The sequence below is a fragment of the Limnohabitans parvus II-B4 genome (genome assembly GCF_003063455.1).
Taxonomy (GTDB): Bacteria; Pseudomonadota; Gammaproteobacteria; order Burkholderiales; family Burkholderiaceae_C; genus Limnohabitans_A; species Limnohabitans_A parvus.
The window spans coordinates 829,721-847,255 of the sequence record NZ_NESN01000001.1 but is presented as its reverse complement, the minus strand read 5'-3'; the positions used below and the strand labels follow the sequence as shown (position 1 = coordinate 847,255).

Sequence of the window (17,535 nt, the reverse complement as noted above, 5' to 3'; positions counted from 1 at the left end):
TATGGGTGTAGTTCCTTCACTACCAATCTCATCGCTTAGCTTTTGCGGATTCGACGTCTATCCAAGACTCAATACCTAGCTCCTTAGCAATATCGCGTGCATTTTGCCCAGAATCCGACGGGGCATTCACATCTGCACCTTTGGCGAGCAACGCGGCAACTGCGGCTGCATCTTTTCTGCGAAGTGCTTTTGGTAGCTTTTCAGTAGCAAGTTGTCCTTTATTTCGCTGTGCTTCTTCAAATCTAACCTGTTCGCTCGCGGCATTTGTCCGCTTGCGATCAGCCAAAGCGGCTTTTTTCTTACTAAGAGCGGCTAGGCTGCGCATCCCGAAATTGTTAGTCCCGTAAGGTACGTAGTCATTTACGGTGTGGATGAGAATCCAGTCAGCGAAGTTGTCTCTTTCGCTCGAGTCCACCATGGACGCGTAAATGCCAAAAAGTTGTGGAACTGGAGGAATGCTTCCGAACCCACAATTGAATACCTTTTCAAAGTACGTTAACCCTTTGATCAGATCTGCAACTTCTTTCGCCTCCCACCCCTTCACGACGCAGTCCCATCTTTTCCAAAGGACGCCGAAATCCCATGAGTCGGGCAGCTTAGAGGGTGGGATGACCGAGGGATCCTCTGTTCTTCCCAGTTGGACTAGCAACGGAATAAGCTCAAAAATTCTTTTCTCTTTGGGATCAGGTTGCTGCTGCTGATTCATTGTGGCTTCCCTTGGGCGCAAGTGTTATTGCTTATCAGCGCCCTTGGCCAGGCTCTGCACTTGATCCACCAGCGCTGCCAGCTCGCTGTCAGACCCCGCTGAACGCTTGATTTGGGCGGTCACCGACTGGATCGCGTCCATCAGTTCCGGCGATGCAGCTGCTGCTTCACCATTGTTTGCAGCTTGGTTGATGATGTTCTTCGCCAGCGAAATGATTTCGTCTACGGATTTTTTGCTCATGTTCTACCTTTGAAAGAGTGGATGGAGGTTGCCCGAATCTGGGCTCAGTGCATGACCCATGGCACTGTTCTTTATTTCAGTGTCGAAGTGCGCTCCTTCAGCCTCAGCACCCTGGCGTGCAAGCCCAGTCCGTTGAGAAAGGCAATTTCATCCAACTGGACTTGGGATACCGGCTCCTCGGGTTTTTTGACTTCTACAAATCTGGCGATGGCTGGCTTGCCTGTCGACAGATATATGGCATAGACAAACAAGTCAGGCACCCCCGACAAACCAGCATGTGCTTCCGACGTGTGCTTATCCAGAATCGCTTGCAGACGTCTGGGGCCGCATACAGCAAACAGCGTGTGCAATGCCTCAGGCGCTGGCAATGCCAGGAACTCCTGTCGCAATGCAGGGCGCTTACGCTCATTGGCTTGGGTCAGCTCAGTCAGTGACATGCTGCACAACTGTTTGGCGTTCTGGCCCAATGCCTTCGACACGGCACGCCAGATGGTGGCACTCAGCCTGGTGCCAGAAAACCGGTAACCGTCAAAGCGCCTTTGCCGCCACCTTCGGAGCACCACTGTTTCTGGCACCGCAGACATGGTGCCCTGACCCTTGGGGTCGACCAGGTAGTACACGCGGTTGCCCCGAGATTCACGCCCATGAACGATGTGGCTGATGCGTAAAGAGGGTTTGACTTCGGTTTCTTTCATCTCGGGTCCAAGGAGTGCTGTTCCTTTTTTAGAAGAACACAAATCCGGGCACTTTGTCAAAAGTAACAGTAACGCCCCATGGACCCGAGTCTATGAACCCCCCTTGGTCAATGTCGTCGTGGCACTGTATTCATCCACAGGGCGCAAGGCTCAGGGCGAGAGCTTTCATGCCCATACGATCCATTTGTCGAAAAAGGATTCAGCATGCTCCCCGGACCCATTCTTCTGTACCGTTGCACCTCATGCGATGGCTTGTTTTCTCGCCGAACCCTCAGCTCCGGCAACACGCTGGGTGCGCAATACCGCTCTGACGGTCAAATGAAAGCCCGAATGTTGCCGCAGACACCGCCGTTGGTGGTCTGTCCACATTGCCATGAGCTGTTTTGCATGGTGGGTGCACAGCCTGCCATCTCGTACAGAAACTATTTCCCTGGTTTCGGCTTTGTAGAAAAGCCTACGACTGAGGCTTTGGCCAGCAAGAAAGCTCAAGAAGCCTTGGCCGAGCAATACCGGGACGTTCCTCGTTATGTATTGGCAACCCGCAGCCAGTGCACCCAGTACGTCCAAAGTCATGACATCACTGCCCACCCAGAACAGTTGCGCCTATTTGCATGGCACTGCGTCAACGATGAGCGGATGGACTCTGGCCCGGAAGAACTTGAAGCCGATGAGAAAGCCAATCTGCTGGCTTTGTTGGATCTGTTGATCTCTGACAGTGATTCCCAAATTTTGCTCAGGGCAGAAATACTGCGTGAGCTGGGACGCTTTGAAGGAGCTGCCCAATTGTTGGATCATGACTTTTCAGATGATTTTTCAGCCAGGGCGGAACAAATCATGCAGGCGATAGAGCGTCAAGACGAGCAGCCCTTTGTCTTTGAAACCACCCACAACGATGGCGATATTCACTTTGAATGGTCATGGCAGGCCCGGCGCATGAAGACCCCAATGCCAGAACTGCCCAAACAACCCATGGTTCCACCCTTGTTTCACATTGGCAACCGTGATTGGTGGGTCAAGGTGTTGGGAATGATGTCGCACAACTGGGCCTTGATCGAGCCGCAGACCAACGGACAAGCCACGGTGTACTTCTTTCACGATAAGGGGATGACGCTTCGGCCCAGTGGTTTCAAAAGGGCCGACTTCAGCAACCGCAGTGCCGTTGTCGATGCACTGCAGTTTGACGACGTGCACCAGGCTCAGCGAGCCCTGAAAGCCAACGACTTTGATCGACTGAAGGTAAAACCCGGCCCTTGGCTTGACTTCGTGCCCGAGGGTCATTTTTGGGATGCCAGGGCGACGGAGGAGGGGGTTTATTCCAAAAAGGGATACTGGCGATCAACTCACGAAGTTTGACATCGCCCCGGCCGAAAGGCCTTTATTCAATTCGCAAGTGCCTGATGCCATCGCATCATCCTTATCAAGACGACAATTGAATATTGTCCAAAATTTACATTTTTAGAGTGAAAGCTATCCGAGATGATCGTTGACGACCACACGCTGGACGATGAAATGCTGACGTTTTACAAAAACGCAGTTGATGCCATGCCTGATGCGCTCTTGATCACGTCAGCTCGCAAAATGCCTGAACTGCTCAACGGGCTCAAGCAAGACAAACCCAACGTCGAACAGCTTCGTCAACGGGTGACGGCCAAGTTGCAGCTCAAATCACCACCGCCTCCCGTTTTGGATATTCTTCGGTCCGCGACGTTGTCCGAGCCCTTGATAGACGTTCTCAGCGAAAAGACCATCAAGATTGGCCTTGCCTCACTGCTCGATCATTTTGGCTGCTTATCCATATTGGCCGCCATGCTGCTCGACGCGCGTGAAAGTGTGCGCGAGCTGGCCCTGGCTGAAATGGCAAAGCCGTCGAAAGCCAGAGTTGCCACCAAGACCAAAGAGGAGGAGTTATTCAAGAACCGCTTCAAGCCGCTGCTGGAAACTTTGCGCCCGATTCTTGAGGGTGTGCCCTACGAAGTTCCTGCGCCCCGCACAGTTGCTTTGGCTCCAGCGTCCATCGTGACCAAAGAACAGCAAGAGCGGGACATCTTTTCCAGCACCCTTTATCGCCAACTCCAAAAAGAGCGAAATTTATTGACAACGGAGCGAGACAAGCTCCAAAGCCAGGTCAACAAACTCAGCGCTGACCTTTCGGGCCAAACCCGATTGGCCAGTGAACGCAACGTCGATTTAGTCGCCATGCAGTCACAGCTCAACCAGCGGGTGGCACAAGGCATTGCCGACGGACTCAAAAATCGCCTTGCACCTTGGCTTGAATCCTGCGAAAGCTTGGCCAATTGGTCATCCAACAGCAGCAGTCGACTGACCAGTGCGCAGCAATTGCTTGCCCGGCAGGCTCAGCAAGACAAACGTTACGGCACTCGCGCCCATGTCACCGAAGAGCTGGCCCAGGCCCGCAGCCTGCTGGCCGCACTTCAAACCGCCCAGCAAGAATCCCTGCGCCCCTTGCCCCAGCTGACCGACGAAATCCGGGCGCTGGCCACCCACATTGCCGCCACCGAAGCCCGCCTGAACCAAACCAGCCTGCAGCCGCAAGCCCCCCAACTGCGCGCATTGGCGCTGACTCTGAACACCCTGCACGACATCGATGCCCTGCAAAACCACAAAAAAGCGTTGGAACGCACCATGCTGGCCGAAGCCTGGGGCCTGCCCCTGTGCCAGCAAGCCTTTGCGCTCATTGACCGCCAGGTCATGGCCATTTATGCCGAGCATCACCCAGACCCCAAAGACATCGCTCCACCCGTCACTCCCACACAACACCTGGCCGACTGCTTGCTGCACGCCAGGCCTTGCCGCCTGCTGATCGACGGCCACAACCTCTTGCCCAAACTCAAGCCCCTCATTGGGGCCAGTTACTTCAAAGCAGGGCAGGGGCCAACCGCCCAAGCCCGCGCTTTGCTGATAGAGCGTGTCAAAACCTTGACCGCATTACATCCGCTACTGGTAGTGGACATCTGGTTTGACAGTCCTGACGACCAACACTGGAGCGAAACCGACAACTTGCGGGTTTGGTTTTCTGGGGGAAAGGGCTCTGACCGCGCCGATGGCCGGATTCTGGAAAGCCTGCAATCTGAGGTTTATCGGGGCACCCAAACCACCCGCCTGGTTGTTACCGAAGACCGCGACCTGCTCGCTCAGGCACAGGCAAGAGGGGCGATTGGCGTGTCGCCATTGGAGATGTGGGCGATGGTTGGTTAAAGCAATAATAAAGGAGTAATTTATTGAATTTTAATTTCAGCAAATTGGCTTTGCTTCAAACAGACAAAACCTCTGAAGTTAAGGGCATTTCTCGCTCCAAGATTGGATTTTCCTCAGGTAAGCTCATAGACAATTTATGTTTTCTACGAATAAGCAAAAGCCGCATGTCTGACCGTCGCAATGATCTGCTCACCCAATACGGTTTCCGATTTGGGACAAATGGCCCGCACGCTGCCCGGACCATGATGCTGGACGACTTGAAGGTGCTCCTTTCTGCGGTTCCGCAAGAGGCCAATGAACCCGAGTACGCCCATCAAGTTATCGATTTGAATGTGCTGGGCAAACCCACCAAAAAGGCGAGAGAACTCGCGTACAGGCATCTGGTCACCTTGTATGGACTGGATCCCAAATTTCCTTTGTTTCGAATGTTTCGCCGTCTCTGGGCTGCCGACGAGCAAGCTCAGCCTGTGTTGGCATTGACCGTGGCCCTTGCCAGAGATCCATTGTTGGCTGGTACTCAAGAATTCATCTTGCAAAAACATGATGGTCAGCATGTGAGCCGTGAAGACCTTGAAGCGCTTTTGGTGCAGTCCCACCCAGACCGCTTCAGCCCGGCTTCCTTGAAATCATTCGCTCAAAACGTCAATGGCACTTGGACATTTGCTGGGTATTTGTCGGGTCGTAGTCGCAAAACACGCTCTCAGCCAGTCATTACGCCAGCCAACGTGGCCATGTGCTTATTCATGGGGCACTTGCAAGGCATGTCTGGTCAGCGCCTGTTTACTTCCAGTTGGTGCAAGCTCATTCCCGGCTCAGAACAAGACATTGAATCGCTGACGAATGCTGCTTATCACCGCGGGCTGATCGTTTTTCTCAATGCTGGGGGCGTCAAAGAAGTGCGTTTCTCAGACAGCTTGACCCCCACAGAAGATCAAATTCGCCAGGAACTAGCCCATGAGCTCTAAAGTCAGCAAGCTGGCCGCCACCTACAGACAGCACCTAAGCGTGCCTTGGCAAGAGGGTATTGCGGGCATTCAGCGTGTCATCTTTGCGGTCTATGACAAGACAGATGAACTGCGCCTGCGAGCGAATGTTGGTGAATTCCAGCTGGCCACGCAACAAGCCCAAAAGAAATGGTTGTTGATTGATGTGACCAACGCCTTTCCAGAATGGATGGCCAAGCAAGAGTACCGCGACGCCTACTTTGAATCTCCTGAAGACTTGGCCGGTTACCAAACAGGCGAATTGACGCAATTCGTCAATGAGTTGATCGATCAGCTCAAGCAACAGATACAGCAAGCATCCGACAACAACACCGTCGTTGCGTTGCTGGGAGTTGGAAGTCTATTTGGCCTGGCACGGGTGTCTACCGTTGTTGAAGGCATCAAGGATGTCATTCAAGGCCGACTATTGGTCTTTTTCCCGGGTGAACATCACCCCGATAGCCACACCTACAGACTGCTGGACGCACGCGACGGCTGGAATTACCTGGCCATTCCGTTGACCGCCAACGAATCGAACTGAACAAAACCTAAAGAGCAATGACCATGATCAACAGGGACATTTACAACAAAGCACCGCAAGACAACCGCTTGGTGAACAACGGAGTGGCTGAAGTATCCGAGGACCATTCCGAGGCGGCTCAGTCGATTCTGCGCTATGAACTTGAAACCTTTGTGTGTGACGGTCAGTACGAAAAAGGCATTGAGACCATCTTGGACAAGTTCTTGATGAACTTGAGCTCCAAGACCGAGCAGCCAGGCGTCTGGGTCTCTGGCTTTTACGGCAGCGGTAAATCCCATTTGGCCAAAATGCTCCGGACTTTGTGGACTGATTACACGTTTGCGGATGGAGCAGCCGCAAGAAGCATTGCCAAATTGCCAGATGGCGTCATTGAGCACCTGAAAGAACTCACGACACAGGGCAAACGTCTGGGGGGGTTACATGCAGCTGCGGGCAAGTTGGGTGCTGGTGCGGGCGACAAAGTGCGCTTGGCATTGCTGAGCATCATCTTCAAGTCCAAAGGATTGCCTGAGCAATACAACCAAGCGCAGTTCGTGCTTTGGTTGCAAAAAGAAGAACTGGTCGACAAATTACAAGCAGAGCTGAAAACAGTGGGTAAAACCCTGGAGCAAGAACTGCCGCACATGTATGTGTCTGGGCACTTGGCCAAAGCGCTTTTGAAGGTTCAACCAGGTCTTGGATCTTCCGAAGCGGAAGTACGGCAGTTGCTGAAAGCTCAATATCCGCAGGTCACCGACATCACCAGCGAACAAATGGTCGCGGCCATTGAGGCAACTCTGTCGAATAACGGCAAGTTTCCACTGACCCTGGTGGTTTTGGACGAAGTGCAGCAATACATCGGCACCGATGCAGAAAAGGCTTTCCAAATCCAAGAAGTGACTGAGACACTGTCAAAGAAGTTCAATGGTCAGCTGTTGTTTGTAGGCACGGGCCAATCGGCCCTATCTGGCATGCCCAATTTGCAGCGACTCATGGGCCGCTTCCCAGTGCAAGTCATGTTGGGCGATTGGGACGTGGAGAACGTTACCCGTCAAATCATCCTGGCCAAGAAGCCATCGGCACAGCCCCAAATCGAGAACATTTGGCGAGCCAACCTGGGCGAGATTTCTCGCCATCTGCGTGGTACCAAGCTGGAACATGTGACAGAAGACGAGTCACAGATGACGTCGGATTACCCGCTGCTGCCAGTCCGCCGTCGTTTTTGGGAGCGTGTCCTGCGCACTATCGACACCACGGGCACCGTGTCTCAGTTGCGCAGCCAATTGCGTGTGGTGCATGAAGCTGTTTTGGCCACCGCGAATGAGCCTCTGGGTCATGTGGTTTCTGGCGACTTTTTGTACGATCAGATTGCCCCCAACTTGGTATCGACCGCCCAGTTGCCCAAAGAGGTTTTTGAAAACGTCCAAAAATTCGCAGCGGGCGATGCAGACAGTCAACTCAAAGCCAAACTGCTCAAGTTGATTTACCTCATCAACAAACTGCCTGCCGATGCGGCTGTGGACTTGGGCCTCAAAGCCACCGAAGACGTATTAGCTGACCTGTTGGTAACCGATCTTTCTGCTGGTTCCGCAGAACTGAGAAAAATTCTGCCCGCCTTGTTGGACCAGCTGCAAAACAAAGATCGCCTGGTCATGGCTTTGGCGGGTGGTACGGGCACCGAATACCGCTTGCAGACCCGAGAGTCCAGCGCCTGGTACGACGAGTACCGTGCTCAAGAGGCTGACTTCAAGTCTTCGCCCCAGCGTGTAGAGCAAAAGCGGACCGAACTGCTGAAAGCCCGTTATGGCGAAGTCCTGAGAAAAGTCCGCGTCACGCAGGGCAAAGACAACGTTGAGCGCAAGCTCACGCCCAGCTACGATGAAACCCTGCCGCGTGACAACGACAAAAACCTTTTCCTGTGGGTGCAAGACGGCTGGCAAACCGAAGAGCGCTCACTGATTGCAGAGGCCAAAGCCAAGGGCGCGGACAACCCGACCTTGTTCGCCTTTTTGCCTGCGGAAAACAAAACAGCGTTGACCAACGCCATTGTTGCTCTTGAAGCTGCTCGCAACACATTGCAAAAGAAGGGCAGTCCGTCCACCGAAGAGGGGCGTGACGCCCAGCGCTCCATGGAAAGCCGCCAGCGCAACGCAGAGAAAGAACTGGCCGACCTGCTCGAAAAATTGATGGTGGGTGCGCGCCTGTTCATGGCGGGTGGTCAAGAAGCTACTGACGGCCAAGACCTTGCCGATCGCATCAACCGTGCAGCCAAGTCGTCCGTGATTCGCTTGTACAACCAGTTTGACGCCGCTGACCACGACCATTGGAGCAAAGTGCTTGACGAAGCCCGTAAGGGCAACCTGGAAGCAATGAAGGCGGTAGGCCACAACCAAGAGGCAGACAAACATCCTGTGTGCCAAAAGCTGCTGGCCTTCATTGGGCTGAACAAAAAAGGATCAGACATACGGGAGCAGTTTGAAAGCCCTCCTTATGGCTGGCCCCGTGATGCCATCGACGGGGCGCTCTATGCTTTGCTGGCCGCTGGCCACATCAAAGCTACCGATGCCACAAGCAAGGCCGTGGATGTGAAAAGCTTGGATCGTGCTCGCCTAACGCAGGCCAATTTTCAACGCGAATCCATCACCATCACGCCGCCGCAGCTCATTAAAATCAGGCAGCTGTTCAGCCAAGTGGGCGTGCCCTGCCAACCCAAAGAAGAGCAGGCCAAAGTGCCTGCGCTGCTCGCCAAATTGCGGGACCAGGCCAGTAAAGCAGGGGGGAATGCTCCTGCACCTGAGTCACCCAAGCTCACCGTGGTTGAGGCCATTGATGCTCAGTCTGGCAACGCACAGCTGTTGGAGCTGTTCAACCGATACGACGAGTTGCAGACTCTTTCCAAAGAATGGGGACAAACCGCAGAAGCCATTGCCAAGCGCCTTCCCGTTTGGAGTCAGCTCAAGGAATTACTACGTCACGCGCAAACCCTGGGGCCTTATGCCAACCTAAAGGCCGAGCTGGACGCCATCGAGTTGCAACGCAGTCTTCTGGCCGATCCTGACGCCGTTCGCCCGCTGCTGGATAAAACGGTTGACTTGTTGCGCCAAGCCCTAAACGCTAAGCTCGACGCCTTCGGCCAAGCCTATGCCCAGCAGCAAAGCCAACTCTTTGCCGATGCCGAGTGGAATAAGCTGACCGATGCCCAGCGCGAAGACCTGAGCAACAAGCATCACCTGACTGCCCCAGATGCTGTGCAGCTCAGCACGCCAGAACAATTGCAAGACGCACTGGACGACTGCGATCTGGACCACTGGGTCTCTAAAACCCAGGCACTGCCCAGCCGTTTTGAGGCCGCACGCCATGCCGCCGTGCAATTGCTCAAACCCAATGTGATCCGCGTTGATCTGCCCAAGCGCACCCTCAACGACGAAGCTGAACTCAAGGCCTGGTTGACCCAGGTTGAAGTTTTGTTGAGCGACAAGCTCAAACATGGCCCTGTGTCGCTTTGACCAAGAACGTGAAAGACAAGTCCTAGCATGAGTGCTCTCAACAACCAGCCCCTCCCCAAACTCCTGCGCACGCAGCTAGAAAACACCGTCAAAGTCGCCCGTGATGTGGCTGAGGTGGCTGCTACTGCCGCCTTGGCACAACTGGCTGTGGGCGAGGGCAAAGCGCCTGACTATTTGACCGACCCACAAAAAGTCCTGCGCCGTCGCCTGCGTGCACACGGCCGAGCCTTGGGTGATGTCAAAGCCTCAGACGGCAGCCAAAGCATTCGCCACTTGGTGTGGGAAACCGCTTACGAGCACTGGCACCGCATGCTGTTTGCCCGCTTCTTGGCTGAAAACGGTTTGCTGCTGTGGGAGCCGGGTGCACCTGTGACCCTCGCCGAGTGCGAAGAAATGGCGGAAGACCCAGCCACCAGCTTGGGCGCTAAAAGTGGCTGGGACTTGGCAGGCAAGTTGGCCGCTCGCATGCTGCCCCAGGTCTTCAAGCCGCAACACCCCGTGTTTGACATGGCCTTTGCCATTGAGCACCAGCGCAAACTCGAAACGTTGTTGGCCGCCTTGCCCGAAGAAGTCTTCAAAGCCAGCGACAGCCTGGGCTGGGTTTACCAGTTCTGGCAAGCCAAACGCAAGGACGAGGTCAACGCCTCTGAAGTCAAGATCGGCGCAGACGAGCTGTCCGCCGTCACTCAGCTCTTCACCGAACCTTACATGGTGGACTTCCTGTTGCACAACTCGCTGGGTGCCTGGTGGACCACTCGTCATCCTGGTAAAACTTGCCCAGTACCGCTGACCTATTTACGCACCTTGGACGATGGCACGCCCGCTGCGGGGAAGTTTGAAGGCTGGCCAGATACCCTAGAGCAATTCAAGCTGCTGGACCCGTGCTGCGGCTCGGGCCACTTCTTGGTAGCTGCCTTCTTGCTTCTGGTGCCCATGCGCATGGCAGCCGAAGGCCTGACCGCCATGGACGCGGTGGACCTGGTGCTGCAAGACAACTTGCACGGCCTTGAACTGGACCCACGTTGTGTGGAGATTGCGGTGTTTGCCTTGGCTTTGGCTGCCTGGCGCTTCCCAGGTGAAAACGGTGAACCGCTTGGTGTGCGCTCAGACATGCCTGCGCCCAACATCGCCTGCTGCGGCTTGAAGGTGGGAGCCAAGTCTGCTGAGTGGACGGCGCTAGTCCCTGACCATGTTGAGAACGCCGATGAACTGAAGAATGGACTGCGGCAGCTACACAAAGCGTTCACGCAAGCACCCATTCTGGGAAGCTTGCTCGATACAGGCAAATCAAGTGGCGACCTGTTCACGGCCGATTACAAATTGCTGTCCAGCTTGTTGCAACAGGCACTCAAGGCCGAGCAGCAACCTGACTTGTTGGAGGACGCCTCTGCCACCTGGAACAACGCGTTAACAGCTCTCGGCTTGCTCGATGCTGCACGCTTGTTGGATGACCGATATCACTTGGTTATTACCAACGTGCCTTACTTGGCACGTGGCAAGCAAAACGACACGCTGAAGGAATACTGCGAAACGCATTACGGGGACGCCAAGAATGATTTGGCCAATGTCTTCTTGGAGCGGTGTCTTGAGTTAAGCCAAGAACAAGGTGCGGGTGTTGTGCAAATCGTGATGCCGCAGAACTGGTTGTTCTTGCCAAGTTATAGGAAACAACGTGAATCTTTACTGAAGCGCGTTCAGTGGAATTTATTGGCGCGATTAGGCCCAGGGGCTTTCGAGACAATTGGCGGTGAAGTTGTACAGGTTGTCCTTTTAGTACAAACCCATGATATTGCACATGATGGATACTTACTCAGAGGTATCGATGCCAGTGTGTCTAAAGATGCACAAGAAAAGTCAATTGCGCTGAGACAATCGGTAATAGTTGAAGTCTCACAGAAAAGTCAGCTTGCTAATGGTGCACGGGTGAATCTCTCATCTGATTTAGATGCTGTTCGCCTCGGGAAGTATGGGCGCGCATGGCAAGGTTTAGTCACAGGTGATGACTTGCGTTATGTTATTCGACACTGGGAAATAGTCGACCGTTTTAATATTTGGTCTAAATACCAAACACCACCTGATCGGTCTTTGCTGTACGCAGGAAGACATTCATTTGTCAGATGGGAAAATAAGCAAGGGGACTTGCATCTAAATTCAAAGGCCCATAATTTTCCCCCGGCATCATTGATTGGATCTAAAGGTGTTGCAATTCAGCAGATGAGTTCCCTCTTTGTGACGCTCCATTCAGGTGAAATTTTTTCACCTACAGTTTCACCTTTTATTATTAAGGATGAAAAACTACTTCCAGCACTTTGGTCTTTCGCAGAGTCCCCAGAGTTTGCAATTGAAGTTCGAAAGTTAAATCAGAAGGTTAACGTCACAAACGGCACTTTTAATGATCTACCTTTCGACGCTGCGCATTGGCAACAAGTGGCCGTTGAGCGATATCCCAACGGATTGCCCAAACCATATTCGGATGATCCCACCCAGTGGCTGTTTCACGGCCACCCACAGCCTTCAATCGATCCGCTTCAAGTAGCAGTTGCCCGCCTGGCCAGTTACCGCTGGCCCGCAGAAACCGATGCATCCATGGAGTTGTCCGACGAGGCACGCTCGTGGATTACACAGTGCGACAAACTGTCAGAGCACACCGACGATGACGGCATCATCTGCCTGCCCTCGGTACGCGGCGAGCCAGCAGCACATGATCGCTTGCTCAAGCTCTTGATTGCTGCCTGGGAGACAGTACAGCCCGGCAGCTGGAAGCCCGCTGTGCTCGACAAGCTGCTGACTGACGCCGACTGGGCTGGCAAGGGCCTGGACACTTGGTTGCGCGAAAAGTTTTTCGAGCAACACGCCAAGCGCTTTCACCACCGGCCCTTCATCTGGCATGTGTGGGATGGCCTGAAAGACGGCTTTGCCGCGCTGGTTAACTACCACAAGCTCGACACCAAAAACCTGGAGCGCTTTATCCACACCTACCTGGGTGACTGGATTCGCCAGCAAGAAGGTGGCGTGCGAGATGGTGTGGACGGAGCTCCAACACGACTGGCCGCGGCACACGACCTTAAGCGTCGATTGGAATTGATCTTGGAGGGCGAAAAGCCCTACGACATCTTCGTGCGCTGGAAGTCCCTGTCCGAACAACCCATCGGCTGGAACCCCGACCTGAACGACGGCGTGCGCATGAACATCCGCCCCTTCATGACCGCCGAAGTCCTGCGTCACAACAAAAAACCCAAACTCAACATCACCTGGGACAAAGACCGGGGCAAGGATGTCGAGAGTGCGCCTTGGTTCAATGTGCACAAGGGAGATCGAATTAACGATCATCATTTGAGCTTGGCTGAGAAAATGGCAGCAAAGTCAAAAGCAGGAGTTAACTCATGAACATGCACATTGGTTCGGTCCGACTGCTCAATTATTTGAAGCATCGAGATTTAACGGTGTCGTTCAACCCTCGCTTTAATGTGATTGTTGGGTGCAACGGGAGCGGCAAAACATCTTTATTGCGGGCATTGACGGATGCCATGGTGGGTTTTACGCACTTAGGCGGTTATTCACCCTGGCAGGCTTGGATCGGTAAGGAGGGGGTTGCTCGCGAAGAGTGTGTATCCCATGGTGCGAGTGTCCGGTATGAGGCTCAGTACCCCATCAAGGTGGCTTCCACCGCCTATCTGGATACTTTGCGTGTTGATTGGTCAGTGAATAAAAGCAGTGCTGTGGACCATGCCAAGGTCGAAAACGTGACGCCGTTCAAGTTCATGCAGCAGATTGAAAATATCAATTCGGATCAAGCGAAGTCAACAACGTTGCCGTTGATTTTGTTCTATCAGGCTGATCGCAACTGGCCAGCTGTGAATGCCAATGTGATGCAGGCCGCTACCCAAAAGGTCAGCCGTGATCATGCTTATGCCAATTGGTTGAGTGCATCCTCTGACAACGCCACCTTGCAAACATGGGTGGTGTCCAAAAGCCTTGAGCGCTTGCAAGCTGCACAAGACGGTGCGCTGTCAGCTGACGCCATTCAGGGTGATGAACTGAGTATGGTGGTCCAAGCCATTTGTGCGGCTTTGCCGGAATGTCAGGATGTACGTTACGACATGGCCAAGAAAAGCATCATCGTTAAATGGGATGTTGATGGCGTGGTGCAGCGCGTGCCATACGAACAACTCAGCGATGGCCAACGGACCATCATGGGCTTGATTGCGGACATTGCACGGCGTATGGTGGTGCTCAACCCACACTTGGGCAGCAAAGTCTGTGCAGAGACGCCAGGCATTGTGTTGATAGATGAGTTGGATATTCATCTGCACCCCAAATGGCAGCGCCAAATTGCCAATGGTTTGAAAGCTGCATTTCCTAATATTCAGTTCATTACCGCGTCACACTCGCCGCAAATTTTGGGTGAATTGAAGCCGGATGAGATCATTGTGCTGAGCACTGACGGTGCTGCTCATCCGCAGGTGAGTTACGGCTTAGATTCCAGCGACATACTGGAAGAAATCATGGGTGCAGGGGCCAGAACCGAACCGATAGAAAAACAGGTTTCACAGCTCTTTTCTACTTTGGAGCAGGGACGTTTGGATGAAGCTCGCAGTTTGTTGGCCCAGCTGAAAGCGACTGCACCTGGCATACCTGAGCTGGCCGGGGCCGAGGCCTTGCTCAAACGCAAGGAGGTCCTGGGGCGATGAAGCACACAGTCAAGGGAGGGGCTCCAAACGAGTTTGAGGTTTGGAAGCAAGGAGGTTGGACGCCTGGGTACACGGATCTGCAGAATCCAGAAAAAGCCCAGGTTCACGCAGCCTTGATTAAAGAACAGGGTGGTGTGTGTTGTTATTGCGGGCGATCGGTTTCACAAGCTGATAGCCACATTGAGCACTTCAGGCCGCAAGAAAGCAGGCCAGATCTGGCCTTGGACTACGCCAACTTGCATGCGTCTTGCATTCGCGAAACCAAACCTGGCAACCCGCTGCATTGTGGGCATTTCAAAGGCAATCACTTTGATGAAAACAGTCACATCTCACCTCTTGATTCGGGGTGTGAGGAACGGTTTCGCTTCACGTTGATGGGTAATGTCTTGCCTGCAAAACTAGATGATGCGGCCGCAAAGTACATGATTGACTTGCTCAGCTTGGATTGCCATTTTTTGAGCAACCGCAGGCAAGAGGCTTTAGAGGATGTTTTTGATCCTCAATTCATAGAGTCGGCCACACCAGATGAACTTGAAAAGCTGGCCGAAGCATTCAGACAGCGCGACGATTATGGGCACTTGTCCAATTTTGGCCATGTGGTGGCCAGGTATGCAGATCAATTGAGATTCCCATGACTGATAAAAGAACTTTGCTGGACGCTTTGGCGGCAGCCCTGCAAGAGGCCACCAAGGTCAACGGTTCAACCCAGGTCAAACCGGCTGCAGTGTTGTGGCCAGATACTGATCGTCAGTGGTTGCCCGTGTTCATGAACTTGCGCGAGCGCTGCAATGGTTTGCTGCAGCTGGGCGCGTATGACCCAAAGGCGTTTCGTGGGCCAGCGATTTGGCTCAAATGTTTGATAGGGGGCAGTATTGCGCAAGATGAGGCCGCTCAGGGCGCACATATCGTGCATTTGCCTGGTGTCAGCCGCGCTGATTTGCGAGCCATTGAAACTTGCCCGAGAGATTTGCAGCCTTTGGCTGAGTTGCAGTACCGGGGGGTTTTCTGGAGTCAATCAAATGGCAAGGACTGGACAGTCAACGCGTTCTTGACCTCCAAAAACGGTGGATTGGGTTTGGATGTGGCCCAAGACAAGGCGACGCAAGAAGCCTTGATTCAAGCGGTTGAAGCAGGAGTTTTGTTGGAGCGTCCAGTGGTTGAGCTGATGGGGCGTTCGATCAATGCGGCCTGGCTTAACAGTTTGTTAGCTCCTAATCCGACTCGTGATTTGCTGGTTTGGATGAATGACCCTGAGGCGGCCCATGCTAAGTGGTCCAAACAGCAGTGGGCAATTTTTGACAAGCGGGCTAAAGCTGATTTTGGTTTTGACCCCAAAGCTGATGGCGTTTTGGTTGCCGCAGAGAAGCTGGCCAAAGCAGAGGGTCAGTGGGCGGCTGTTTCTGAGTTGTACAAAGATTCTTTTGGCAGCTTTCCGAAGATTTTTGATTTGTTGGCGCAGGTACAACCGCCCCAGCGCAATTTGTTTGATGGCTTTGAGGGGCAAGAGGGTTATCCGCAGGCCAACGAGGGTGGTGAATCTTCTTTGCGTTACGCCCTGGCAGCTTGCGGCCCCATGATGCCGGACCAAGCGCGGGATGAAATTGCCAAGATCGAAAAAGAACATGGTGTTCGTCGCTCTTGGCTTTGGGCGCGCATGGGCCAAGCACCTTTGGCCACGGCCCTGGAGTTTTTGGCCAAGGTGGCTTCAGCAAGCAAACAGTTGCCCGTGGGAGCGACCCCCGATGCATTGGCTTTGAGTTACCAACAAACGGGCTGGCAAGTAGATGCTGCTGCCATGCGCGCTTTGGCTGCGGTCACCTCCAAGGTGGATATTGCCGCTGTTTCTTTGGCTTTGCGTGCGGTCTATTTGCCTTGGCTTGAAGAGTCGGCCAAACGTTTGCAAGACGCCGTGAAGGCGGCTGGCGGTTTGAGTGTCGCTGCTCAAGCCAATGGGGCAGAACCCGTTGCGGGTGTTTGTACTGTTTTTGTGGATGGTCTGCGCTATGACGTTGCCACACGATTGCAAGAGCTTTTAGGAAGTTTTGGAACGACGACTTTGGACGCTGCGTGGACCAGCATGCCATCTGTAACTGCCTCTGGCAAAGCCTGGTGTTCTCCCGTGGCACGTTGGATCAGCGGTAACTTAGCAGACACAGAGTTCCAACCGCGTGTATCTGCTGACGGCAAGTCGCTTTCAACTCACAACTTCAGAAAATTGTTGGCCGATCATGGCGTGCAGTTCTTAGACAAACACGAGACAGGTGATGCTGCTGGTGCTGCTTGGACCGAGACTGGCGATTTGGACCACTATGGTCACCAACACGGCATCAGACTGGCTCGTGACATGGAGGTTCAGTTAGCCCAGGTTGTAGAGCGAATTTTGGAGCTTGAGCAATCGGGGTGGAAAAAGTTTCGCATCGTGACCGATCACGGTTGGTTGCTGCTACCTGGTGGTTTGCCCAAGTCAGAACTACCAAAGCATCAAGCTGAAACGCGCTGGGGGCGTTGCGCTGTGTTGAAGGATTCTGCCCATGGCACGCCGCTGACCTTTGGCTGGGATTGGTGCAATGATGTTCAAGTGGCTTATGCGCCTGGCGTTTCATCCTTTGTTGCAGGCAGCGACTATGCGCATGGGGGCATCAGCCTCCAAGAGTGTTGGGTGCCTGTTTTGAACCTGGAATCGGGCACGAGCGCTGTTGGCTCAGCCAAGGCCACCATTGATTCCGTGACCTGGAAGGGACTGCGGTGTACGGCAGTGGTGTCGTCACAATCAGTCGATTTGAATTTAGATATTCGGACCAAGCCCGCCCAGTCATCAAGCAGTCTGGTGGCGCAACCCAAGCTGTTGGTGGATGGCAAGGCCAGTTTGGCTATCGTTGACGATGACCAATTGGGTGCAGCTGCTGTAGTGGTCGTCCTTGATGCTCAAGGCAATGTGATTCAGAAACTGGCGACGACTGTCGGCGGATAAGGAATAA

The 17,535-nt window shown here is 53.7% G+C and carries 12 protein-coding genes; 9 read left to right on the top strand and 3 right to left on the bottom strand.

What is annotated here, in order from left to right; genetic code table 11:
• Positions 1 to 28: 28 nt before the first annotated feature.
• The 3 genes from B9Z37_RS03910 to B9Z37_RS03900 all read right to left on the bottom strand — a co-directional run bounded on the left by B9Z37_RS03910 (position 29) and on the right by B9Z37_RS03900 (position 1,641).
• Positions 29 to 706, bottom strand: a complete 678-nt coding sequence (locus B9Z37_RS03910; protein ID WP_108311686.1) for a hypothetical protein — start codon at positions 704 to 706, stop codon at positions 29 to 31.
• A 24-nt stretch (positions 707 to 730) separates the two neighbouring features.
• Positions 731 to 946, bottom strand: a complete 216-nt coding sequence (locus B9Z37_RS03905) for a hypothetical protein (protein ID WP_108311685.1) — start codon at positions 944 to 946, stop codon at positions 731 to 733.
• Between the two features lie 71 nt (positions 947 to 1,017).
• Positions 1,018 to 1,641, bottom strand: coding sequence for a VRR-NUC domain-containing protein (locus tag B9Z37_RS03900; RefSeq protein ID WP_108311684.1), 624 nt, complete (start codon positions 1,639 to 1,641; stop codon positions 1,018 to 1,020).
• Between the two features lie 204 nt (positions 1,642 to 1,845).
• On the opposite strand from B9Z37_RS03900, the gene B9Z37_RS03895 reads away from it, so the two are divergent.
• The 9 genes from B9Z37_RS03895 (at position 1,846) to pglZ (ending at position 17,528) form a co-directional block, all read left to right on the top strand.
• Entirely contained in the window at positions 1,846 to 2,994 is a 1,149-nt protein-coding gene (locus B9Z37_RS03895) for a hypothetical protein (protein ID WP_108311683.1), read from the top strand.
• 123 nt (positions 2,995 to 3,117) lie between these two features.
• The gene (locus B9Z37_RS03890) at positions 3,118 to 4,857 is read left to right on the top strand and encodes an NYN domain-containing protein (RefSeq protein WP_108311682.1); all 1,740 of its coding nucleotides are present in this window, start codon (positions 3,118 to 3,120) and stop codon (positions 4,855 to 4,857) included.
• A 23-nt stretch (positions 4,858 to 4,880) separates the two neighbouring features.
• Positions 4,881 to 5,822 carry a hypothetical protein gene (locus B9Z37_RS03885; RefSeq protein ID WP_240606608.1) on the top strand — a complete coding sequence of 314 codons (942 nt, stop codon included), beginning with the start codon at positions 4,881 to 4,883 and terminating at the stop codon, positions 5,820 to 5,822.
• Complete coding sequence (locus tag B9Z37_RS03880) at positions 5,812 to 6,381, top strand: BREX protein BrxB domain-containing protein (protein WP_108311680.1); 570 nt, start codon at positions 5,812 to 5,814, stop codon at positions 6,379 to 6,381. Before B9Z37_RS03885 ends, B9Z37_RS03880 begins: the two co-directional genes overlap by 11 nt.
• A 23-nt stretch (positions 6,382 to 6,404) precedes the next feature.
• Entirely contained in the window at positions 6,405 to 9,866 is a 3,462-nt protein-coding gene (gene brxC, locus B9Z37_RS03875) for a BREX system P-loop protein BrxC (RefSeq protein ID WP_108311897.1), read from the top strand.
• A 105-nt stretch (positions 9,867 to 9,971) separates the two neighbouring features.
• Positions 9,972 to 13,253 carry a BREX-1 system adenine-specific DNA-methyltransferase PglX gene (locus tag B9Z37_RS03870; protein WP_240606607.1) on the top strand — a complete coding sequence of 1,094 codons (3,282 nt, stop codon included), beginning with the start codon at positions 9,972 to 9,974 and terminating at the stop codon, positions 13,251 to 13,253.
• Positions 13,250 to 14,557 (top strand): AAA family ATPase, encoded by a 1,308-nt coding sequence (locus tag B9Z37_RS03865; protein WP_108311678.1) that lies wholly within the window; start codon positions 13,250 to 13,252, stop codon positions 14,555 to 14,557. Before B9Z37_RS03870 ends, B9Z37_RS03865 begins: the two co-directional genes overlap by 4 nt.
• On the top strand, positions 14,554 to 15,192 hold the full coding sequence (locus B9Z37_RS03860; protein ID WP_108311677.1) for a retron system putative HNH endonuclease: 639 nt from the start codon (positions 14,554 to 14,556) through the stop codon (positions 15,190 to 15,192). The genes B9Z37_RS03865 and B9Z37_RS03860 overlap by 4 nt, the downstream gene beginning before the upstream one ends.
• Positions 15,189 to 17,528, top strand: a complete 2,340-nt coding sequence (gene pglZ / locus B9Z37_RS03855; protein ID WP_108311676.1) for a BREX-1 system phosphatase PglZ type B — start codon at positions 15,189 to 15,191, stop codon at positions 17,526 to 17,528. The genes B9Z37_RS03860 and pglZ overlap by 4 nt, the downstream gene beginning before the upstream one ends.
• Positions 17,529 to 17,535: the final 7 nt, after the last annotated feature.